This is a genomic window from Archangium gephyra (genome assembly GCF_042230915.1).
Lineage (GTDB): Bacteria > Myxococcota > Myxococcia > Myxococcales > Myxococcaceae > Archangium > Archangium gephyra_B.
The window spans coordinates 6,007,424-6,028,842 of sequence record NZ_CP102578.1; the positions used below are offsets into that span (position 1 = coordinate 6,007,424).

A 21,419-nucleotide genomic window follows, 5' to 3' on the forward strand; every position below is an offset into this window, starting at 1 on the left:
CGCTTGTTCCAGCCCCAAGGGGCCCTCTGTCGAAATTGGTAGACGAGGCGGACTCAAAATCCGCTGCGGCTGACCCCGCGTCCCGGTTCGAGTCCGGGGAGGGCCAATCCGGGGAGTTCTCGCCCGATGGGAAGGGGCACACTCCCCCCAGGCGCGCAGTGAGACTCCGGAATCCCGGGCGGGAGGTCCCCGATGAAGGTGTTGCTGGTGGAGGACGACGCCAGTCTCCGTGAGGGGATGGGAGAGCTCATCTCCGAGAAGGCCGAGGTCCGGGAGACGGGCAGCGTGGCCCAGGCGCTGGCCGCGCTGAGCGAGGAGCTGTTCTCGCTGGTGGTGACGGACCTGCGGATCGGCGACACGGGGGAGGGCGGGCGCATCATCCTGGAGGCGGCGCGCAAGCGGCTGCAGCCGGTGGCGATCGTCAGCGCGGCCACGGCCGAAGAGGTGGTGAAGGTACTGCGGCCGCACGAGCCGGACGTGGTGCTGGCCAAGCCCTTCCAGATCGACGACATCCTGGGGATGGTGGAGCGCTTCGTCGGACTGCGGCAGCAGGTGGTGAAGGCGGGCGAGCGGGGGCCACCGCGGGGGACGTGGACGGAGGTGGGGGCGGGAGTCCGGACGCTGGAGGAGCCGGACGGGAGTCTGTGGGTGCGGATGGAGCCCGGGGCGAGCCATGCCCGGCCGGTGCACCGCGGGCGCGTGGGGGCGATGGTGGTGGAGGGCTCGCTGGAGGTGGAGGGCGAGCGGCGGACGAGGCACCAGTATTTCTATCTGTCGGCCGGACCGCGCGAGGTGCGGAGCCACGAGGGCTGTCTGGCCGTGTCGATGGCGCTGCGCTGACAAGCGCCGGGCGCTGGCGGTTGAGCGTGAGCACTCTCTGGCCTGGCACATTCGTGGACGAGGAGCGCCTGGGGCGTCCCTCACGGCGCGCGGCGACGGCGGCACTCGAGGCGCACCTGGCGGTGTTGAAGGGCGATCCGCTGAAGGCGGCGCTGGCCAACGCGTTGAAGGACGCGGAGGGGCTGGGCGGCCAGGAGCGGCGCTTCACGGCGCTGGCGGTGCGCGAGCTGTCGCGGCACCAGCGGCTGTTGGACTTGGCGGCGCGCACGCTGGGGCACGTTCCCAGCAAGATTGGCCTGCTGGAGGATCAGACGCTGGTGCGCTACGTGCTCTGGCGCCGGCTCTTCTGTGGCGCGAGCTGGGCGCGCATCAGCCCCGAGGTGAAGCTGCCCGGGCCCATGCGCCCGCGCACCATCAAGGATGATCTGCTGGCCCAGGTGGCGGAGTCGCCGTTGCCGGAGCCGCCGGTGCCGGCGTCGGCCGCGGAGCGGCTGGCCACGCGCTACTCGTTCCCCAACTGGCTGGTGAACCGGCTGGCGGAGCTGCACCCGGAGCCGGTGCTGGAAGCCATCCTGGCGGCGCTGGACGAGGAGCCTTCGCTGCACTTCCGGGTGAGGCCCTCGGGGACGCGGGCCGAGGTGCTGGCGCGGCTGGTGGATGAGGGCGTGGCGGCGGAGGCGGTGGAGGTGGCGCTGGACGCGGTGCGCATCACCGAGGCCAGCCACCGCGTTTTCGAGACGCGGGTGATGAAGGAGGGCCGGCTGCAGGTGCAGGACGTGGGCAGCCAGCTGATCGTCGAGGCGTGCCGGCCGCTGGAGGGCACGCTGTCGGGGCGGCTGGTGGCGGACGTGTGCGCGGGGGCGGGAGGCAAGACGCTCGCGCTGGCGGACGAGGTGGGCAAGGCGGGGCGGGTGGTGGCGGGAGACCGTTCCCGGCGGCGGCTGGCGCAGGCGCGCGAGCGGGCCCGGGAGCTGGCGCTGCGCCACGTGTCCTTCCCGCATCCCTTGCCGCTGGAGCAGGCGGACGTGGTGCTGGTGGACGCGCCGTGCAGCGGGACGGGCTCGCTGGCGCGGGAGCCGGATCAGAAGTGGAAGCTCACCGCCAAGTTGGTGCAGGAGTTCCACGACACCCAGCTGGGGCTGCTGGAGGAGCTGGCGGGGCAGGTGAAGCCGGGGGCGCTGCTGGTGTACGCCACGTGCTCGCTGCTGCCGGAGGAGAACGACGCGGTGGTGCGCGACTTCCTCGCCAAGGTGCCCGGCTTCACGGTGGAGCCCCTGGCCCCTCTCTTCGGCCCCGAGCGGGCGGCCGTGCTCTGCGACGGCCCCTTCCTCAGGGCGCTGCCGTCCCGGGTGCCCGGCGGCGGCTTCTTCGCGGCGCGGCTGCGCAAGGGCTGAGGCAGGGCAGGCGGGATTGACAGTCCTGGCGGCCGCACGTTACGCAGGAAGGCGATCCTTTTTCCGAGAGGTCGCACCCGGTGGCAGCCGACCCCAAGCAGTCCGAAGCCCTCCGTCAGATCCAGGAGGCGTTCCAGTCCGCCCAGTCCCAGATGGCCCAGCTGCGTCAGCAGGTGGAGAAGCACGCCGAGCTGGCCCGGGCCAAGACGCAGAACGACTTCATCCAGAAGGAGAAGGAGCGCGCCCTGCGGGAGCTGGGCGAGGCCGTCTTCAAGCAGGTGCAGAAGGGCAGGCTGGAGCTGCCCTCCACGTTCGCCCCGCTGCTCAAGGCGATCGAGCAGGCGCAGCACAAGGCCGAGGCCCAGGCCCGGGAGATCGGCGACCTCCTCCAGGAAGGTGAGGAGACGGCCCAGCGCCTGAAGCAAAAAAACGCGGGGGCCCCGAATTCGGGAGTAGCGTCCCGCACGAGGAAGTTGTAGAAGAGCGCCGCTTTCGACGTTGGCAACCGCTCCCCAGGCGGTTGCGGCATTGTGGGGCTATAGCTCAGCTGGGAGAGCGCTTGAATGGCATTCAAGAGGTCATCGGTTCGATCCCGATTAGCTCCACTCCAGAGAAGAGGCCCGTCAGGAAAAGCTGGCGGGCCTCGTCTCTCCCCTTCGAAGGCACAAGTGAATACGGGGCTATAGCTCAGCTGGGAGAGCGCTTGAATGGCATTCAAGAGGTCATCGGTTCGATCCCGATTAGCTCCACAATGAAGAAGGCCCGCTTGGTGAAAACCCGGCGGGCTTTTTCATTTTCACCGCTCCGCTCGAGCTGAAGCTCGCGGCCGGTGGAATCCACCTGAGCACCTGAAGCCGAAGCAAAGGGCAGCGAACGCGCCACGGCCCCACACGTCCGCGAGGACGGCGAGGTGCGCTGAGAGGGGAGTGGGGCGAGGGGTGTTGCTCTGCGGGCGGCCGGCGCGACGCTCGGGGGCGTCGCGGCTCAGGCCTCGCGGATCATCAGCATCTGGAGCAGATCGCGCAGCATCTGCTTGAGGCCGCCGGCCTCGGGCAGGCTGTGGAGGATGCGGGAGGCGGCGTTGGTGGATCGCTCGATGAGGCGCTCGGTGGCGGCGCGGCCGCCGTGCTGCTCCACGAGCTCGCGGGCGCGCTGCAGCATCGTCTCGTCCTTGGGGCCGGGGATGCAGAGCGTCTCCAGCTCCTGGCGGGCCTCCGGCGTGGCGCGCAGGTAGGCGGCGAGCAGCGGGAAGGTGCGCTTGCCCTGCGCCAGGTCCGAGTCGGTCGGCTTGCCCACCACGGAGGACTGGCCGTACAGGCCGAGCAGATCGTCGCGCAGCTGGTAGGCGGTGCCCACGTAGCGGCCGAAGCGCTCCAGCTTGTTGATGAGCTCCGGATCACCGCCGGAGAGCATCGCCCCGCACACCAGCGGCGCGGTGAAGCCGTAGAGCGCCGTCTTCAGGTAGGCCACGCGCAGGGCGTTGTAGATGGACAGCTCGGAGAGCGGCTGGTGCGGCAGCCGGATGTCCATGTACTGCCCGGCGGCCGTGTAGCGGCACACCTTGAGGAAGTAGCGCGTGGCCACGTCCGCGTCCGGCAGGTTGCAGCCCAGCATCACCTCGAGCGACCGGCCGTAGAGGTGATCTCCGATCACGATCGCGAGGTTCTCTCCGAGCCTTCCCTCGCCGAGCATCTTGTGAAGTGCGGCACCGCCGCGGCGCGTGTCCGCCTGATCCGCGACGTCGTCGTGGATCAGCATGAAGGTGTGCAGCAGCTCGGTGGCGGCAGCGAAGCGCCACAGCCCCGACGGCGCCCGCGTGTCGCCCCGTCCCAGGGCGTAGCCCACCAGCACCAGGCCCGGACGGATGCGCTTGGAGGGCCGCAGGCTGTAGCTGCGCACCTGCTCCAGCACCTTGTTCCATGCCGGATCCAGGTGGCGCTCGTCCTCGAGCTCCAGGATCTGATGCAGCACCACCTGCGTCTGGTACTGGACCGTCTTCGCCCAGGACACGAAGTCCACGGGGGACGCGGACGCGGTCTGCTGCTGCTCTGCCGCCGGGGTCCCGGCCTGTGGAGACTTCCGCTCTTTCATGACGGGGGGGGTAGCACCCGAGGTTCCGCGCGTCGGCATCGTATCCTGCACAGCGGCAACCAACGTCAGCATAGCGAACCTCCGGGGCTGGGCGGCTTGGGGGGTCGGGCAAGCCCCATGGATATTCTTAAGGATTTTAATATCAGAAAACTTTTATACAGGCAATCGCGGAATCTGAGGAGAAATATTGCCGTTCGAGTGGAGACGGAAGCCTCTCAGAGGGAAAAAGATGAAATGGGTCCTGAATTACCCGTATGTCTTTTTTGACTCCCCCCACCCTCTATACACTCTCACGGAAAAAAAGCGGCCGGTCCCGAAGGACTGCGGCCGCTCCAATCCACCCAGGGCGGAATTACTTCGCGTTCTTGAAGATGGTCATCACGTCCTTCAGCAGCTTCACGGACTCGTCGTGGGGGCGCTGGAAGGCGTTGCGGCCCATGATGGAGCCGAAGCCGCCGCCGGCGGCGATCTGACGGATCTCCTCCAGGAGGTCCTCGGTGCTCTTGGCCTCGCCGCCGGAGAAGATGACGATGCGCTTGCCGTTGAAGGCGGACTTCACCACGTCGCGGATGCGGTCTGACATGGTCTTGGTGGGGATGTTGAACTTCTCGTAGACCTTCTTGGCCTCGGCCTGCTCCAGGAAGTCCTTGGGCGGCTTGACCTTGATGACGTGGGCGCCGAGCTGGGCGCTGATCTGCGCCGCGTAGGAGATCACGTCGATGGCCTGCTCTCCCTCCTTGGAGATGCTGCCGCGCGGGTAGGCCCACAGCACCGTGGGAAGGCCGTGATCCTTGGCCTCGGCGATCAGCTCGCGCAGGGCCTCGTACTGCTCGTTGCGGTAACCGGAGCCCGGGTAGATGGTGTAGCCGATGGCCACGCAGCCCAGACGCACCGCGTCCTTCACCGAGCCGGTGACGGCGGACATGGGGTGCTCGGGCTTGCCCAGAGAGTCCGAGTTGTTGAGCTTGAGGATCAGCGGGATCTCACCGGCGTACTTGCCGGCCACGGACTCCAGGAAGCCCAGGGGCGCGGCGTAGGCGTTGCAGCCGGACTCGATGGCCAGGTTGATGTGGTAGTCCGGATCGTACCCCGCCGGGTTGGGGGCGAAGGAACGGGCCGGGCCGTGCTCGAAGCCCTGATCCACCGGGAGGATCACCATCTTGCCGGTGCCGGCGAGCATGCCGGTGTTGAGCAGGCGGGCCAGGTTGGTGAGCGTGCCCGGATTGTCGGACGGGTACCACGAGAGGATCTGCTTGACGCGGTCGGTATACGCCATGTGCTCCTCGGGATGGGGGCCTGGGGGCCCCTTGACTTGACGGCGCGGATTCTGCCCACGCGCGCGCCATGTACCAAGCAGATCATTCGTAGCTTCGTCGCGGCGCGAACGCTCGGAGAAGCTTGTCGCGCCCGGCCCGGCGGGCCGTGAATAACTCCGGGTCGCGGAGTGTCATCCCTCCTGTCTTCACCTCCAGCACCCCGGAGTCACATCGATATGTTCGCTTCCCTGCTTGCCGCCGTGCTGCTCGCCGCCGCACCCGGCCCCCTCGATGTCGTGAAGTCCGGCAACACCGAGGTCCAGAAGATCATCACCTCGAAGGGAGCCAGCGAGGAGCAGCTCTCCAAGGCGGTGGATCGCTTCGTGGACTGGGGTGAGTTGTCCAAGCGGGCGCTCGGCGAGACGTGGGACAAGCTGACGCCCGCCCAGCGCAAGGACTTCTCGGAGACGATGCAGGGGCTGCTGCGCGCCTCCTACGCCCAGAAGGCGTTCAGCCAGGGGAGGGCGTTGATCCAGTACGGCAAGGAGTCCATCCAGGGCCGCGAGGCCACCGTGGACACCAAGGTCATCATGAGCCGGGACCGGCTCCCCGTGCGGTACAAGCTCTACCGCGCGGACGACAAGAGCGAGTGGCGCATCTACGACATCGTCACCGACGACATCTCGCTCCTGGAGACGTACCAGGGCCAGTTCCGGAAGATCCTGGCCGACAAGGGCTTCGACGGACTGCTGGCCACCCTCAAGAGCAAGCGGGCGCAGCTCGAGAAGTCTCTCAAGTAGCTGGCACCCGCCCGGGCCGCGTCTACAGGGGCTTCTCGTAGACGCGGTACCGCTTGGACTGCTTGCCGCCCATGGACTCGATGGCGCGGTTGACGAGGTGGTTGTCCTCGAGTGTCCAGGAGATCTCCCCGCCCTCGTAGCCCAGCTCGCGCGCCTTGTTGAGCGTGTCCAGGTAGAGGATGGCGTCCAGGCCGCGGCGCCGGTAGCCCTCGACGGTGCCCAGCAGGATGAGGCGCAGCCGGCGGATGCGGCGCGAGGCGAGCAGCAGCTTCGCCAGGCCGATGGGCAGGCCGAAGGTGGTGAGCCGGCCGTTGGCGGCCTTGATGGCCTCGTTGGCGTCGGGAATCGTCAGCGCGAAGCCCACGGGCTGGCCCTTCACCTCGGCCACCAGCGCCAGCTCCGGCCGCACCATCTGCTTGAGATCCTTCGCCAGGTGGTCGAACTCGTGCTCCGTCATCGGGACGAAGCCCCAGTTCTTCTCCCAGGCCGAGTTGTACATGGCCTTCACCCGGGCCACCTCGGCGTCGAACTCCTTGAGGTTCACCGGGCGCACGGTGACGCCCTCGCGGTGGCGGATCTTCTCCGCGATGCGCGCCACCTTCTCCGGGGGAGGGGTGGAGGAGGACAGCTCCCAGGCGAACAGATCCTTGGCCTTGGTGAAGCCGTTGGCCTCGAGGAGGGCGGCGTACCAGGGCGGGTTGTACGTCGTCATGATGGCCGGCGGGGTGGTGAACCCCTCGATGAGCAGGCCCACCTCGCCGTTGGTGGAGTAGCTCATCGGGCCGAGCACCGAGGTGAAGCCCTTGGCGCGCAGCCACTCGGCGGCCTTCTCGAAGAGGGCCCGGGCCACGCCGACGTCATTGACGCACTCGAAGAGGCCGAAGAAGCCGACGTTGGTGCCGTGGAACTCGTTGTAGCGGGGGTTGCTCACCGCGGCGATCCGGCCCACCACCGTCCCGGCCCGGCGGGCGAGGAAGAACTCCACCTCGCCGAACTCGAAGAAGGGGTGCTTGCGCGGGTCCATGAAGTCCCGGCGCTCCATCTCCAGGTGCGGCACGAAGTTCGGGTCGCCCTTGTAGATGGAGTAGGGGAGGCGGATGAAGGCCGTGCGATCCGCCGAGCTCCGGACGGGAGTCACCTCCACGTCGGCGGGCAGGGGGGGCTGCTTGGATTCGGTGTTCTGCATCTCGGCGGCGGCGGCCATGGTGGTGTCCTAGCTCCTGTCCTCGTGCCCGTTGCGGATGAAGAAGTTGGCGCCCTTCTCCAGCAGCATGCCGGGGATGTTCGCGCGCTTCTCCCACAGCTTCATCGGCATCTGCCCCAGCTTGCGGATGTCCTCCGGCTGGAGGTTGGCGGCGCGCCAGGTGAGCGTCTCCACCGCGTCGAACAGCTTGCCGGCCACCTCGCGCGAGGACATGCGCGAGAGCTGATCCAGCGTGAAGCCGTTGGTGCCGTGGTGACCCTCGCTGGCCGCGGCCCACTTCTCTGAGGCCTTGTTGTTGCGCACCATGGTGCCCGGGCGGGCGATCTGCACCGGGGTGTACGTGGAGGGCCGCGTCTGGGGGATGACGTCCAGCTTCTTGCCAATCTGCTCGAAGATGTCGAGCACCCGGTCCAGCTGCTCGTCCGTGTGCGTGGCCATGTAGCTGGTACGGATGAGGGCGTGGCCCGCCTCGACCGCGGGCGGAATCACCGGGTTGGCGAAGACGCCCGCCTCGTGCAGGGCCCGCCAGAAGCGGAAGCACTTCACCTGATCGCCAATGTGCACCGGCACCACCGGCGTCACCGACACGCCCGTGTCGAAGCCCATGGCGCGGAAGCCGTTGTGCATCTTCTCGGCGATGTCCAGCAGGCGCGCGCGCCGCTGCGGCTCGGCCTCGATGATCTCCAGCGCCTTGAGCGCCGAGGCCACGGTGGCCGGCGTCATGGACGCGGAGAAGATGACCGAGCGCGACTTGTGGCGGATGTAGTTGATGACGTCCGAGGGGCCCGACAGCACGCCGCCCAGCGACGCGAAGCTCTTGGAGAACGTCCCCATCACGAGGTCCGTCTCCTTCTCCAGCCCGAAGTACTCCGAGGTGCCGCGGCCCTTCTCGCCCAGCACGCCCATGGAGTGGGCGTCATCCGTCATCACCCGCGCGCCGTACTTCTGCGCCAGCTCCACGATGCGGGGCAGGTCGCAGAGGTCGCCCTCCATCGAGAACACGCCGTCGGTGATGATGATCTTCCCGGCCTTGGGCTCCTTCTCGGCGGCCTGCTGCAGCAGCTGCTCGAGGTGCTCCAGGTCGTTGTGACGGAACTTGCGCTCGGTGGCGAAGGACAGCCGGATGCCATCCACCAGCGAGGCGTGGTTCTGCCGGTCCGCGAAGACGATGTCGTGGCGGCCCAGGATGGAGGAGAGCGCCAGGTTCGTCTGGAAGCCGGTGGAGATGACCACCGCGGCCTCGCGGTTGAGGAACTTCGCCAGCCGCTGCTCCAGCTCCTCGTGCAGCGCCAGGGTGCCGTTGAGCAGACGCGAGCCGGAGCACGTGGTGCCGTAGCGCTCCACCGCCTTGATGGCCGCTTCCTTCACCCGAGGGTCAGCGCTCAGGCCCAGGTAGTTGTTCGAGCCCACCATGATGATCCGGCGGCCCTCGATCTGAACCTCGGTGGCACCGTACGACTCCTCGATCGCCCGGTAGTAGGGGTAGAGCCCCGTGGCCTTGGCGATGCGGTAGTCCTTCCAGCTCCGGCACTTCTCGAATACGTCACTCATGGCGCTCTTCTCTCGTGGGGGAGACCCGTCTCGGCGGATCCCCAGGGCGCGCTTCTTGCGGTGTTCGTTCCGACCCGGGGCACTGCAAGCGCGCGTCCTCCTCCTCGGGGGGCTAGGGTCGCCGTCATTATTGAGTCACCCTTCGGGTGTCAAGACACGGACGGTCCCGCGCGACGGCCCGGGGTTGGCGAGGAATCCCCGGGTGGGGGTTGACACCTGGGGATATTCCTCAACCCGAGCGGGCGAGTGCGCAACCGGTTGCACAACCGGGACCCGGGTGCCCTGGTGCAGGGGTGGGATGTCACACGGAGGGTTTCCACACACGCAGTGGAAGGCTTCCAGGCCGGAGGGTGTTCGTTCCCAGATTCGCTGAGGCCGTGACAGGGAGCGGGAAGTCTGCTTTCTGGCGTGCCTCCTTCGACTGGGGATACGCGTGGCTGACTCTCTTCGACGGCGTGGGTCCGAGGCCTTCATCCGTGGAACGCTCGCCCGGCCCTGGCGCGTGCTGCTGGCCTTCACGGTGCTGGCGCTCGGCGGTGCGCTGCTGGCTGGACGGCTGGACTTCCGCGGCTCCTTCGTGGAGCTGCTGCCCAACGAGACCCGCGAGGTCCAGGACCTGAACCGCGTGGCCCAGAAGGCCGGCGGTGACGGCTACCTGGTGGTGCGCGCCCAGGGCGCCGCGCCCGAGCAGCTGCGCGACTTCTCCACCACGCTGGCCCGGAAGCTCGAGACGCTTCCCGAGGTGCGCTACGTGGAGAACCACTTCGACGTGGACTTCTTCCAGGAGCGCGGCCTGCTGCTGCTGCCCACCGAGAAGCTGAAGGAGCTGCGCGCGGACGTGGACGCGCGGCTGCGCTACGAGAAGCAGCAGGCCATCGCGGTGGATCTGCTCGACGAGGCGGACGCGCCGCCGGACTTCGACGCCATCGTCAAGAAGTACAGCCCGGATGCGCCCATGCGCGAGTACCTCGGCAACGCGGACGGCTCCGAGGTGTACCTGATGGTGAAGCCGGGCGGCACCGCGGGCGACATCGTCTTCGCGCAGAAGCTGGTGGACGACGTGAAGCGCGTGTCCGACGAGGTGGCCCAGGGCTCGCCCGGGGTGAAGCTGGACTACGCCGGCGCCTTCCAGGCCCGCATCGAAGAGGACCAGGTGATGCGCAAGGATCTGTCGCGCGCCGCCATCCTCTCGGCGGTGATGGCGGTGGGCATCATCCTGCTGGCCACGCGGCGGCTGTGGGCGCTGGCGGTGGTGGGCGTGCCCGTCGTCTTCGGCGTGTCGCTGACGTTCGCCTTCGCGGAGCTGGCCATCGGCCACCTCAACATCGTCACGGGCTTCCTGGTGGCCATCCTCATCGGCCTGGGCCTGGAGTACGGCATCCACCTGGCCATGCGCTACTGGGAGGAGCGGCGCGAGCACCCGGCCGCCGAGGCGCTCGCCCATGCCGTGCGGGGCACCTTCGCCGGGGCCCTCACCTCGGCGCTGACGAACGCGGCGGCCTTCTTCGTGCTCGTGTTCGCCCAGTTCGAGGCCTTCAAGCAGTTCGGCCTGCTGGCCGGGGTGGGCGTGCTGATGGCGGTGCTGGTGGCGTACGGGCTGGGCCCGGCGCTGCTGGTGCTCGCCGAGCGGCTGCGTCCGGGGCGCGGCAAGACGGCCGCCGCCCAGGCGCCCGAGGCTCCGGCGCAGGTGCTGCCCATGCCCGGCAAGCGCTGGCCCACCTCCGTCATCGCCGGCATCCTGGTGGCGGTGCTCGGCTTCGCGGCGTACTCCGTCTACGTGCTGCCGCGCGTGGGCTTCGAGACGAACATGCGCAAGCTCAAGGGCGACTCGCCCTCGGTGGCGCTCGATGATCACATCAGCGCGCAGCTCGGCACGCACCTCAACCCGGCCATCCTCCTGGTGAATGATCTGCAGCAGGCCCAGGTGGTGCAGGACGTCATCAACGAGGTGAAGACCCGGCACGGCGCGGAGTCCACCTTCAAGCAGTACGCCTCACTCAACGAGCTGCTGCCGCAGGACGTGCCGGCGCACCAGGAGCAGATCGCCGCACTGCGCGCCACGCTGGAGAAGCTGCCCGAGGACGCCCAGAAGGATCCGCGCCTGGAGAGCGTGCGCAAGATGCTGGAGGCCCAGCCGTACGGGGCCGAGCAGCTGCCCGTGGAGGTGCGCCGCCGCTTCGAGGCGCAGGACGGGAAGGGGATGTTCCTGCTGCTCTTCCCCTCGGTGTCCAACCACGACACGCGGGAGCTGTCGGCGTGGGCCGCGCAGCTGGACGAGGTCATCGACGGCGCCAAGGCCCGGGGCGTGGACCTCGCGGTGTTGGATAGCAACCGGATCGCCGCGCGCATCTTCTCGATGGTGCGGGCGGATGGCCCCTTCATCCTCTGGGCGGCCGCGGCGGTGGTCTTCTTGACGATCCTGCTCAGCCTGCGCAGCTTCAAGCGTGCCTGCCTGGTGGCCGGCCCTCTGTTCCTGGGCATGCTCTGCCTGGCCGGAGGCATGTACCTCTTCGACATCCAGCTGAACTTCATCAACGCCGTGGTGCTCCCCAACCTGCTCGCCATCGCCGTGGACAACTCGGTGCACCTCTTCCACCGGTACGAGGAAGAGGGCCCCGGCTCGCTCGGCCATGTGGTGCGCCATACGGGCTTCGCGGCGGTGGTGGCCACGCTGTCCAACGCCGCCGGCTACGGCGCACTGTTGATCTCACATCACGCCGGGCTGCGCTCTATCGGACAGATTGCACTTCTAGGGGTGATGTGCACCTTCCTGGGCACGACGGTCTTCTTCCCGGCGATGCTCGCGCTGCTGGAGCGCTGGAAGGGCCGGAAGAGGGATGGGGGCATGATTCGGAGCCTGGACATCGGCGTGAAGAAACCCGCCGCGGAACCGGGGGAGCGTAAGTCTGCGTGAACGCCTGGACCTCGTATGAGCGCGCCCGAGCGGGCGTCCGGAACGTCCATCTGCGAGCAGTCGACGTCGTCATGGTCGTCGCCTGCTCCTTCGCCGCCCTGACGCTCCTGGGCCCGGCCCGCTGGGCCCCTGGCTCCACGAAGTCCACCGTCTACTTCGCCGTCTTCGCGCTCGGCCCCCTGGTCCTGCGCACCCTGGAGTCCTACTTCCCCCAGCACCGGCTGCTGGCCTTCGTGGCCAACTTCTGGCTGCTGCCGGTGATCGGCCTCAGTCACGAGGTGCTCAGTCCCCTGGTGACCGCCCTCACCCCGGTGCTGCGGGATGCGCAGCTCGCCGCCATGGATCAGCGGCTCTTCGGGGCCCAGGCCTCGGTGGTGCTCGGGCACCTGGTGCCGCCCTGGCTCACCGACATCCTGATGCTCTGCTACTACGGCCACTTCGTCTGGCCGCTGATGCTGGGCGTGGTGCTGTACTTCACCGGCCGCCAGGACGCCTTCGACGAGTACCTGCTCGCGCTCAGCCTCTTCTTCACCTTCAACTACCTCTTCTACGCCCTGGTGCCGGCCATCGGCCCGCGCTACTTCCTCTACTTCGCCTTCGACGCGCCCCTGCAGGGGGTCTGGGTGACGTCCTTCCTGGACTCGGTGATGCGCCTGCCGAGGTTCGCCCAGGACTGCTTCCCCTCGGGGCACACGGGGACCACGCTGCTGGTGTTCGTGTACGCGCGGCGCTTCGTGCCACGCTTCTTCAAGGTGATGCTGGTGCCGGGCCTGCTGCTCATCGCCGCCACCCTGGTGGGCCGCTTCCACTACGCCACGGATCTGGTGTGCGCGGTGCCCCTGGTGATGGTGGTGGTGGGCCTGGCCGTGGGGTGGAGCCGGACCGTCGCGCGGCGCGATACAGTCGCGCGCCCGGTCACGATGGACGCTATCGTACGCCCCTGAACAGGGAGCGTATCCATGAGCAGGCAGATCCTCGCGGGCCGCGTGGCCCATCTCGGCACCACCGTCTTCTCCGAGTTCAGCGCGCTGGCCCTCAAGCACGGGGCCATGAACCTGGGGCAGGGCTTCCCGGACTTCGATGGGCCCGAGGCCGTCAAGGAAGCCGCTCGCAAGGCCATCACCGACGGGGTGAACCAGTACGCCCCCAGCCCCGGCCTGAGAGACTTGCGCGTGGCCATCGCCGAGCACGGCGCGCGCTTCCACGGACACACCGGCATCGATCCGGACACCATGGTGACCGTCACCAGCGGTGCCACCGAGGCCATCCTCTGCGTGATCCTCGGCCTGGTGGACCCGGGCGATGAGGTGGTTCTCTTCGAGCCCTTCTATGACTCGTATGACGCCAATGTCGGCTTCGTCGGGGCCAAAGCGCGCTATGTGCCGCTGCGTCCGCCGGACGGCGCGCACGCCACGTGGTGGTTCGATCGGGACGAGGTGCGCGCGGCCTTCGGTCCCCGCACGCGGCTGCTCATCCTCAACACGCCCCACAACCCGACGGGCAAGGTCTTCACCCGCGAGGAGCTCGAGTTCCTCGGCGGCCTGTGCGCCGAACACGATGTGAAGGTGCTCTCGGACGAGGTGTACGAGCACATCCTCTTCGGCCCGGCGCGTCATGTGCGTCCCGCCACGGTGCCCGTGCTGGCGGACCGGACGCTGACGGTGAGCAGCGCGGGCAAGTCGTTCAGCCTCACCGGGTGGAAGATCGGCTGGGTCATCGCTCCGCCGCCGCTGCGTGACGCGGTGCAGCGCGCGCACCAGTTCGTGACGTTCGCCACGGCCTCGCCCCTGCAGGCGGCCACGGCGGCGGCGCTGCGGCAGCCGGACGCGTACTTCCAGGAGCTGAGCGCCATGTACCTGTCCAAGCGGGACCGGTTGCTGACGGGGCTCGCCGAGGCGGGGCTGAAGGCGTACGCGCCCGAGGGCAGCTACTTCATCATCACGGACATCTCGGGGAGGGGCTTCGCGGACGACGTGGCCTTCTGCCGGCACCTGGTGACGGAGGTGGGAGTAGCGGCCATCCCTCCGAGTGTTTTCTATAGCCCCGAGCACAAGCACCTGGGGCAGGGGATGGCGCGCTTCGCCTTCTGCAAGACGGAAGCGGTGCTGGATGAAGCGGTGCGCCGGTTGAAGGTGGGACTGGCTCGGGGACGCTGACGCCTGGATGCCCGGGAGGCGGGCGGCTTGCGACCCCTACACCCGGGTGCTACACCCCCGCGCGACCCCGTGAGCTTCTTCGGCGAACTCTACCTCCGTTCCACCCTGCCGTTCCTTTCCGAGGAGACGACGGCGAAGGAGGCGGCGTACCTCGCGAGGAGCTTCGAGGAACTCGAGGTGCCCGGCCCGGTGGTGGACCTGGGTTGTGGCCATGGCCGCCATGCCGCGCGCCTGAATGCCGAGGGGCCGCTGGCGGGCCGGGTCATCGGCCTGGAGCTGGACGCGCTGTCCCTCCAGGAGCGGCTGCCGGGCTTTCCAGCGGTGCGAGCGGACCTCCGCTCCCTCCCATTCCGCACGGGCTCGCTGGCGGGGGCCTACGCCTGGTACTCCACGCTCTTCGTCTTCTCGGATGAGGAGCACGAGGCGCTGCTGCGCGAGGTGGCGCGGTGCCTGAAGCCCGGGGGCCGGCTGGTGCTGCACACCGTCCCGTACGAGCGCCTGGCCGCACAGCCCGAGGCATCCTTCTCCACCCGGTTGCCGGACGGCAGCCTGCTCGAGGAGCGGAGCCGCTTCGACGCGGTGCGTGGCCGCGACGAGGCCACCCGGCAGCTCACGAGGCCGGACGGCCGCGTTCTTTCCGGCCAATATGCCATCCGTTACTATCCCCTTGCGGATCTGACGCGGCTGTTGGAATCCACGGGTTTTTCGGTGTGCTGGGTGCACGGCGGGTTGGGGGAGGAGCGGCCCTCGGACACATCGACGGATCTCATCGTGGGTGCCGAGTTGCGAGGAGCCTCTCAGTTGCGCCAGAGGCGCCAAACGGTGAATTTCATGAGTGGAAGCTCGACATGAGCGGAAGCTCGACGCGGGACATCGTCCAGTGGATGCGAACGAACAGCGCCGCCCGCGCTTGAGCGGGCTCGGCAACTTGCCGGAAAAGGTGGACGTCTACGAGGTGGGTCCTCGTGACGGCTTGCAGAACGAGCTGCGCACGCTGCCCACGCGCGACAAGGCGCGCCTCATCGAGGCGTTGATCGCCGCGGGCGAGAAGCGCATCGAGGTGACGTCCTTCGTGTCACCGAAGTGGATTCCGCAGCTCGCCGACGCGGAGGAGTTGCTGCGCATGGTGGGGCGGCGCGAGGGCGTCACCTTCTCGGCGCTGGTGCCCAACCTCAAGGGCCTGACGCGCGCGAAGGAGGCGGGCCTGGAAGAGGCGGCCGTCTTCATCTCCGCGTCCGAGGCCCACTCCAAGAAGAACATCAACAAGACCATCGCCGAGGCGGTGGCCGAGGCCCGGCAGACCACCGAGGCCGCACTGAAGGCGGGGCTGCGGGTGCGCGGCTACCTGTCCACGGTGTGGGGCTGCCCCTATGAGGGCGACGTGCCCGTCGCTCGCGTGGTGGAGATCAGCCGCGCCCTGCTGGACGCGGGCATCTACCAGCTCAGCCTGGGCGACACGATCGGCGTGGGAACGCCGCGGCAGACGGAGACGCTGCTGAACGCGCTGCTCGAGCACGTGCCGGTGGAGAAGCTGGCGCTGCACCTGCACGACACGCGCGGCACGGCCCTGGCCAACGCGCTCGTGGGCCTGCAGCTGGGCGTGACGACGTTCGACGCGAGCATCGGCGGCCTGGGCGGCTGCCCCTACGCCCCGGGCGCGGCGGGAAACCTCGCCACCGAGGATCTCGTCTACATGCTCCACGGCATGGGCGTGAAGACCGGCATCCAGCTCGACAAGCTCGTCGAGGCGGGCATGGTCGCCCAGGAGCTCATCGGCCGGAAGCTCGCGGGCAAGTTCCTCCAAGCGGCTCTGGGCGAGCGCGAGAAGAAAGCGAACCGCCGGGCCACCACCTGACCCATTTCATCATGCGAAACCTCCAATCGACTCCCATCCCCACGCCCTACAAGCCTCGTCACCATGTGCGCATCGTGACGGCCGCTTCGCTCTTCGACGGGCATGACGCGGCCATCAACGTGATGCGCCGGCTCATGCAGGCCTCGGGTGCGGAGATCATCCACCTGGGTCACAACCGCTCGGTGGCGGAGATCGTCGACTGCGCCATCCAGGAGGACGCCCAGGGCATCGCCATCACCTCGTACCAGGGCGGCCACGTTGAGTTCTTCAAGTACATGATCGATCTGCTGCGCGAGCGCGGCGCGAACATCAAGGTGTTCGGCGGCGGCGGCGGCACCATCCTCCCGTCCGAGATCGAGGAGCTGCACCGCTACGGCGTGACGCGCATCTACTCGCCGGACGACGGCCGCGCGATGGGGCTGCAGGGGATGATCGACGATCTCATCTCCAAGTGCGACTTCGAGAAGCGCACCCCGGACTTCGCGCCCCTGCTGGCCGAGCGCCCCCAGCGCGAGCCCGCCAAGATCGCCCCGCTCATCACCATCGCGGAGAACTTCCCCGCCGCGGGTGACACGCTCCGCGACGCGCTCGCCAAGCTCAACACCAACGCTCCGCGCGTGCCCGTGCTGGGCATCACCGGGACCGGTGGCGCGGGCAAGTCGAGCCTCGTGGACGAGCTGGTCCGCCGCTTCCTCACGGACTTCCCCGACAAGACGCTCGCGGTGCTCTCCATCGATCCGTCCAAGCGCAAGTCCGGCGGCGCGCTGCTCGGCGACCGCATCCGCATGAACGCGATCGACAACCCGCGCGTCTACATGCGCTCCATGGCCACGCGCCAGAGCAACCTCGCCATGTCCAAGCACGTGGGCGAGTCGATCGAGATCTGCCGGGCCGCCGGGTTCGATCTCATCGTGGTGGAGACGTCCGGCATCGGCCAGTCCGACACGGAGATCACCGAGCACTCGGACGTGTCGCTCTACGTGATGACGGCCGAGTACGGCGCGGCGACGCAGCTCGAGAAGATCGACATGCTCGACTTCGCCGACGTGATCGCCATCAACAAGTTCGACAAGCGGGGCTCGCTCGACGCGCTGCGGGACGTGCGCAAGCAGTGGAAGCGCAACCACAACGCCTTCTCCACGCCCGACGACGCGCTGCCCGTCTACGGCACCATCGCCTCGCAGTTCAACGACCCGGGCATGAACCAGCTCTACCGGGCCCTGATCGACACGATCGCCCGGAAGACCGGCGCCGCGCTCCAGTCGCACGCCGAGATCACCCCGGGCATGAGCGAGAAGAAGTGGATCATCCCGCCGGAGCGCACCCGGTACCTCGCGGAGATCGTCGAGACCTGCGAGGCCTACGACCGGTTCACCCGCGCCCAGGCGGCGCTCGCCCGGCGCATGTACCAGCTGCACGGCACCATCGAGGCGCTGCGCGCCAACGTGGGCAAGAAGCGGCTGGAGATCGTCGAGCCCCGGGACGCCTCGGACGTGGTGCACGTCACCCAGCGCGTCGAGGGCGAGCCCGCCTACCTCGCCGATCTGGCGGAGCTCTACCAGGACCTGGAGTCGCGCCTGCACCCCGAGTGCAAGCGGTTGCTGGACGAGTGGCCGGCCATGAAGCGCCGCTACGCGGCGGCCAAGTACCAGTACCAGGTGCGCGAGAAGATCATCGAGATCGATCTCTTCACCGAGTCGCTCTCGCACCTGCGCATCCCCAAGATCGCCCTGCCCAAGTACGAGGACTGGGGCGACATCCTCACCTGGCTGCTGCGCGAGAACGCGCCGGGCGCCTTCCCGTTCACCGCGGGCGTCTTCCCGCTCAAGCGTGAGAACGAGGATCCCGCGCGCATGTTCGCGGGGGAGGGCGGCCCGGAGCGCACCAACAAGCGCTTCCACTTCGTCTCGCGCGGGCTGCCCGCCAAGCGCCTGTCCACGGCCTTCGACTCGGTCACGCTCTACGGCGAGGACCCGGACCACCGCCCGGACATCTACGGCAAGGTGGGCAACTCCGGCGTCTCCATCGCCAACGTGGACGACGCGAAGAAGCTCTACTCCGGCTTCGATCTCGCGGACCCGTCCACCTCGGTGTCGATGACCATCAACGGTCCCGCGCCGATGCTGCTCGGCTTCTTCCTCAACGCCGCGGTGGATCAGCAGTGCGAGAAGTACATCCGCTCCAAGGGGCTGACCGAGCAGGTGGAGAAGAAGATCGACGAGCTCTACAAGAGCCGCGGTCTGCCCCGGCCGCGCTACCAGGGCGAGCTGCCCCAGGGCAACGACGGGCTCGGGCTGCTGCTGCTCGGCGTGTCAGGTGACGAGGTGCTCCCGCGCGACGTCTACGAGAAGATCCGCGCCTCCACGCTGCAGGCCGTGCGCGGCACCGTGCAGGCGGACATCCTCAAGGAGGATCAGGCGCAGAACACCTGCATCTTCTCCACCGAGTTCGCCCTGCGGCTGATGGGAGACATCCAGCAGTACTTCATCGAGCAGAAGGTCCGGAACTTCTACTCGGTGTCCATCTCGGGCTACCACATCGCCGAGGCGGGGGCGAACCCCATCTCCCAGCTGGCCTTCACCCTGGCCAACGGCTTCACCTTCGTCGAGTACTACCTCTCGCGAGGGATGAACATCGACGACTTCGCGCCCAACCTGTCGTTCTTCTTCTCCAACGGCATGGACCCCGAGTACACCGTGCTGGGGCGGGTCGCTCGCCGCATCTGGGCCAAGGCGATGCGCGACAAGTACGGCGGCAACGAGCGCTCGCAGAAGCTCAAGTACCACATCCAGACTTCTGGCCGGAGCCTCCACGCCCAGGAGATCGCCTTCAACGACATCCGCACCACGTTGCAGGCCCTGCTGGCGCTCAACGACAACTGCAACTCGCTGCACACCAACGCCTACGACGAAGCCATCACCACGCCCACCGAGGAGAGCGTGCGGCGGGCCCTCGCCATCCAGCTCGTCATCAACAAGGAGTTCGGCCTCTCCAAGAACGAGAACCCGAACCAGGGCGCCTTCATCGTCGAGGAGCTGACGGACCTGGTCGAGGCGGCCGTGCTGACGGAGTTCCGTTCCATCTCCGAGCGCGGCGGCGTGCTCGGGGCCATGGAGCGCATGTACCAGCGCTCGAAGATCCAGGAGGAGTCGCTCTACTACGAGACGCTCAAGCACGACGGGACGCTGCCCATCATCGGCGTGAACACCTTCCTGGATCCCAAGGGCTCGCCGACCATCACTCCGCCGGAGGTGATCCGCGCCACCCAGGAGGAGAAGGACTACGCCATCAGCTCGCGCGACGCCTTCTGGAAGCGCAACGCCGGAGCTGCTCCCGAGGCGCTGGCGGCCGTGAAGCGCGCCGCGTTGGACAACGGCAACATCTTCGCCGCGCTGATGGACGCTTGTAAGGTCTGCACGCTCGGCCAGATCTCCCGCGCGCTATACGAGGTGGGCGGGCAGTACCGGCGCAACATGTAGTGGAAGTGTTGCGCATGCTCCCTCTCCCTCTGGGAGAGGGCGGGGGGTGAGGGTCGTCAACCACGTGTTCGGGGAAGACCCTCACCCTGACCCTCTCCCAGAGGGAGAGGGGACCTCCACAGCACCGTCCTACCGCGACGCCGCGGGGCCGATCTGCATGACGGCCGCCGAGGTATTGGCCGGAGAGCCCTGGACCGCGGGCGCCTGCGCCGGAGCCTCGGGCGCCTGCACCGGAGTTCCAGTCGTCTCTGCATCCGTGCTCGCCGGAGCGCTTCCGCCCGTGCTCTCTGCCTGCGCGGCCACGGAGGGCTGCGTCTCGGCGGCGGCAGGGGAGGAGGGAACCTCCTGCGAGGCCACGGCGGGCTGCTCGGGAGTCACGGGAGCCGGAGCGGACGCGGGCACCACCTGGAGCTCCGGGGCGGCGGGGGCCTGCTTGGTGGCCACGGCCGGCGCCTGCTGCTCGAAGCCCGGAGGCATCCGGCGCGGCGGAACGACGACGGGCGGCGGGACGGGGCAACGGGTGCAGGGGCCGCGCAGGGGCACCGCGAGCACCTGTCCAATGCGCAGGAAGAAGCCGCGCATCCGGTTGGCCTTCTTGATGGACTGGATGCTGGAGTTGTAGCGCAGGGCGATGCCGCCCACCGTGTCACCCGAGCGCACCCGGTGCATCTGGATGTTCTTGTCCGGCTGGAGCGCCAGCAGCGGGGCGACGCGTCGGCCCAGCTCCTGGGCGCGCGGGTTGAAGAAGCGCACGTGGAAGTGATCGCGGTGGCCGCGCGCGTGCTTCACCAGGGACCTGGCGCCGGCGTTGAAGAGCGAGTCCAGCCACTCCTTGCTCTCGCCCTTGCGCAGCGCGTAGTCGTACAGGACCTTCTGCACGCGCTTGTCCAGGAGGATCATCTGCACGTCGGTGTGGATGGCGAGCGCCTTGAGCAGGGCCAAGTTCAGCTCGAGATCGATGTGCTGCTCGCGCGCCCGCACGCGGACGGGCTCGGCGGTGGGGTAGTAGAAGCCCAGGTCCACGTCCCGGCCATTCTGGTGGCTCTTGTGCGGGCGCAGGTAGCCGCCCTCGCGGGAGCTGAGCTGGTTGACGCGCAGCGGGGGCGCCTTCGGGTACTGGGCGCGCACCTCGCGGATGGCCGTGGAGAGGTAGTCCACCGTCTCCTGGGTGGCCCACGCCAGCTCGGGCGAGACCACGATCCACTCATTGCCCTGCGCCTGGGGCACGCGCACGGCGTTCACCATCCGGCCACTCTCGACGAAGCCCACCGAGATGGAGCCGAGGGACCCCGGCTCCTTCTTCCACAGCTCCGTCAGCTGCTCATCCGACAGCTCGGCGGTGTAGAGCGGCCCGTTGGGGGCCACGACGTTGGGGTCCGCTTCCTCGGCCTCGCCCTCGTCCGCGTCGGGGGTGCCCGCCAGCTCCTCGTCGTCGGCGGCCTCCTCCTCCTCGGTGGTGGCCTCGGCGGCCGCGATGGCCGCGTCATTCTGCTCGACGACCTGCGTCACGACCTCCGAGACACTCTCCGCCGGGGGCGAGGCAACGGCTCCCTGCGAAGCAGCCGGCGCCAGGGCGGGCTGGTTGGCGGCCTGGGCAGGAGACGTCGACGCCTCCTGCACCGCGGCCGTCACCTTCGACGGAGAGACTGTGGGAGCAACGTGCGCGGTGCAGCCGGCGCACAGCAACAGGATGATCCAAGATGTAGAACGCACTCGGGGCGGAGCATGACCCGAAATTGTTCCTGGCCCAAGGAAAGCGTCGAAACCGGCTCGGACTCCAGGCGGGCATTTCCTGGGAATTTGACGCGGGACGCGGAGTTCGTTCCGCCTTTCGTGGCCTGCTCCCTCCCTCACACTCCCAGTCAAACCGGGCACTTCG

16 protein-coding genes and 3 tRNA genes are annotated in these 21,419 nt (G+C 68.3%); 13 read left to right on the forward strand and 6 right to left on the reverse strand.

The annotated features are described in order from the left end of the window. Window positions 1-20 precede the first annotated feature (20 nt). From NR798_RS23530 to NR798_RS23555, 6 genes are all read left to right on the forward strand, one after another. Window positions 21-106 (forward strand) — tRNA-Leu (locus NR798_RS23530). Between the two features lie 86 nt (window positions 107-192). Beyond that, the gene (locus NR798_RS23535; RefSeq protein WP_375764715.1) at window positions 193-840 is read left to right on the forward strand and encodes a response regulator; all 648 of its coding nucleotides are present in this window, start codon (window positions 193-195) and stop codon (window positions 838-840) included. Window positions 841-866: 26 nt separating this feature from the next. Next, on the forward strand, window positions 867-2,234 hold the full coding sequence (locus NR798_RS23540; RefSeq protein ID WP_375764716.1) for an RsmB/NOP family class I SAM-dependent RNA methyltransferase: 1,368 nt from the start codon (window positions 867-869) through the stop codon (window positions 2,232-2,234). A gap of 80 nt (window positions 2,235-2,314) precedes the next feature. After that, window positions 2,315-2,713 (forward strand): hypothetical protein, encoded by a 399-nt coding sequence (locus NR798_RS23545; protein WP_375764717.1) that lies wholly within the window; start codon window positions 2,315-2,317, stop codon window positions 2,711-2,713. 53 nt (window positions 2,714-2,766) lie between these two features. Further along, window positions 2,767-2,839 (forward strand) — tRNA-Ala (locus NR798_RS23550). Between the two features lie 71 nt (window positions 2,840-2,910). After that, window positions 2,911-2,983 (forward strand) — tRNA-Ala (locus NR798_RS23555). On the opposite strand, the gene NR798_RS23560 is transcribed toward NR798_RS23555, so the two are convergent. The 3 genes from NR798_RS23560 to NR798_RS23570 all read right to left on the reverse strand — a co-directional run bounded on the left by NR798_RS23560 (window position 2,949) and on the right by NR798_RS23570 (window position 5,601). Further along, window positions 2,949-3,116 (reverse strand): hypothetical protein, encoded by a 168-nt coding sequence (locus NR798_RS23560; RefSeq protein ID WP_375764718.1) that lies wholly within the window; start codon window positions 3,114-3,116, stop codon window positions 2,949-2,951. The genes NR798_RS23555 and NR798_RS23560 overlap by 35 nt on opposite strands. Window positions 3,117-3,218: 102 nt before the next feature. Beyond that, window positions 3,219-4,325, reverse strand: coding sequence for a polyprenyl synthetase family protein (locus NR798_RS23565; RefSeq protein ID WP_375764719.1), 1,107 nt, complete (start codon window positions 4,323-4,325; stop codon window positions 3,219-3,221). Between the two features lie 352 nt (window positions 4,326-4,677). Next, on the reverse strand, window positions 4,678-5,601 hold the full coding sequence (locus NR798_RS23570; protein ID WP_375764720.1) for a class I fructose-bisphosphate aldolase: 924 nt from the start codon (window positions 5,599-5,601) through the stop codon (window positions 4,678-4,680). A 216-nt stretch (window positions 5,602-5,817) separates the two neighbouring features. Here NR798_RS23570 and NR798_RS23575 point away from each other — a divergent pair, with 216 nt between their 5' ends. Next, window positions 5,818-6,381 carry a phospholipid-binding protein MlaC gene (locus NR798_RS23575; protein ID WP_375764721.1) on the forward strand — a complete coding sequence of 188 codons (564 nt, stop codon included), beginning with the start codon at window positions 5,818-5,820 and terminating at the stop codon, window positions 6,379-6,381. Window positions 6,382-6,403: 22 nt separating this feature from the next. Here the strand turns inward: NR798_RS23575 and NR798_RS23580 are convergent, their stop codons facing one another. Both NR798_RS23580 and NR798_RS23585 read right to left on the reverse strand, forming a co-directional pair. Continuing rightward, the gene (locus tag NR798_RS23580) at window positions 6,404-7,585 is read right to left on the reverse strand and encodes an N-acetyltransferase (RefSeq protein ID WP_375764722.1); all 1,182 of its coding nucleotides are present in this window, start codon (window positions 7,583-7,585) and stop codon (window positions 6,404-6,406) included. A 9-nt stretch (window positions 7,586-7,594) separates the two neighbouring features. Next, window positions 7,595-9,136: an aminotransferase class I/II-fold pyridoxal phosphate-dependent enzyme gene (locus tag NR798_RS23585; RefSeq protein ID WP_375764723.1), complete on the reverse strand. Its 1,542-nt coding sequence runs from the start codon at window positions 9,134-9,136 to the stop codon at window positions 7,595-7,597. Between the two features lie 433 nt (window positions 9,137-9,569). On the opposite strand from NR798_RS23585, the gene NR798_RS23590 reads away from it, so the two are divergent. The 6 genes from NR798_RS23590 to NR798_RS23615 all read left to right on the forward strand — a co-directional run bounded on the left by NR798_RS23590 (window position 9,570) and on the right by NR798_RS23615 (window position 19,540). Next, a complete protein-coding gene (locus NR798_RS23590; RefSeq protein WP_375764724.1) occupies window positions 9,570-12,050 on the forward strand; it encodes an RND family transporter in 2,481 nt (826 codons plus the stop codon). Then, window positions 12,047-12,994, forward strand: a complete 948-nt coding sequence (locus NR798_RS23595; RefSeq protein WP_375764725.1) for a phosphatase PAP2 family protein — start codon at window positions 12,047-12,049, stop codon at window positions 12,992-12,994. Before NR798_RS23590 ends, NR798_RS23595 begins: the two co-directional genes overlap by 4 nt. A 15-nt stretch (window positions 12,995-13,009) precedes the next feature. Continuing rightward, on the forward strand, window positions 13,010-14,206 hold the full coding sequence (locus tag NR798_RS23600) for an aminotransferase class I/II-fold pyridoxal phosphate-dependent enzyme (protein WP_375764726.1): 1,197 nt from the start codon (window positions 13,010-13,012) through the stop codon (window positions 14,204-14,206). Between the two features lie 69 nt (window positions 14,207-14,275). Beyond that, window positions 14,276-15,058, forward strand: coding sequence for a class I SAM-dependent methyltransferase (locus NR798_RS23605; RefSeq protein ID WP_375773814.1), 783 nt, complete (start codon window positions 14,276-14,278; stop codon window positions 15,056-15,058). Between the two features lie 28 nt (window positions 15,059-15,086). After that, window positions 15,087-16,061, forward strand: a complete 975-nt coding sequence (locus NR798_RS23610) for a hydroxymethylglutaryl-CoA lyase (RefSeq protein WP_375764727.1) — start codon at window positions 15,087-15,089, stop codon at window positions 16,059-16,061. An 11-nt stretch (window positions 16,062-16,072) separates the two neighbouring features. Next, window positions 16,073-19,540, forward strand: a complete 3,468-nt coding sequence (locus NR798_RS23615; RefSeq protein WP_375764728.1) for a methylmalonyl-CoA mutase family protein — start codon at window positions 16,073-16,075, stop codon at window positions 19,538-19,540. Window positions 19,541-19,669: 129 nt separating this feature from the next. Here NR798_RS23615 and NR798_RS23620 read toward each other — a convergent pair whose 3' ends face one another. Next, on the reverse strand, window positions 19,670-21,160 hold the full coding sequence (locus tag NR798_RS23620) for a penicillin-insensitive murein endopeptidase (RefSeq protein ID WP_375764729.1): 1,491 nt from the start codon (window positions 21,158-21,160) through the stop codon (window positions 19,670-19,672). Window positions 21,161-21,419 lie beyond the last annotated feature (259 nt).

Excerpts from the sequence above, each read along its gene's own strand:
- NR798_RS23535 (WP_375764715.1), top strand. The coding sequence starts at position 193 with ATGAAGGTGTTGCTGGTGGAGGACGACGCCAGTCTCCGTGAGGGGATG.
- NR798_RS23600 (WP_375764726.1), top strand. The coding sequence starts at position 13,010 with ATGAGCAGGCAGATCCTCGCGGGCCGCGTGGCCCATCTCGGCACCACC.
- NR798_RS23565 (WP_375764719.1), bottom strand. The coding sequence starts at position 4,325 with ATGAAAGAGCGGAAGTCTCCACAGGCCGGGACCCCGGCGGCAGAGCAG.
- NR798_RS23580 (WP_375764722.1), bottom strand. The coding sequence starts at position 7,585 with ATGGCCGCCGCCGCCGAGATGCAGAACACCGAATCCAAGCAGCCCCCC.
- NR798_RS23575 (WP_375764721.1), top strand. The coding sequence starts at position 5,818 with ATGTTCGCTTCCCTGCTTGCCGCCGTGCTGCTCGCCGCCGCACCCGGC.
- NR798_RS23615 (WP_375764728.1), top strand. The coding sequence starts at position 16,073 with ATGCGAAACCTCCAATCGACTCCCATCCCCACGCCCTACAAGCCTCGT.
- NR798_RS23585 (WP_375764723.1), bottom strand. The coding sequence starts at position 9,136 with ATGAGTGACGTATTCGAGAAGTGCCGGAGCTGGAAGGACTACCGCATC.
- NR798_RS23570 (WP_375764720.1), bottom strand. The coding sequence starts at position 5,601 with ATGGCGTATACCGACCGCGTCAAGCAGATCCTCTCGTGGTACCCGTCC.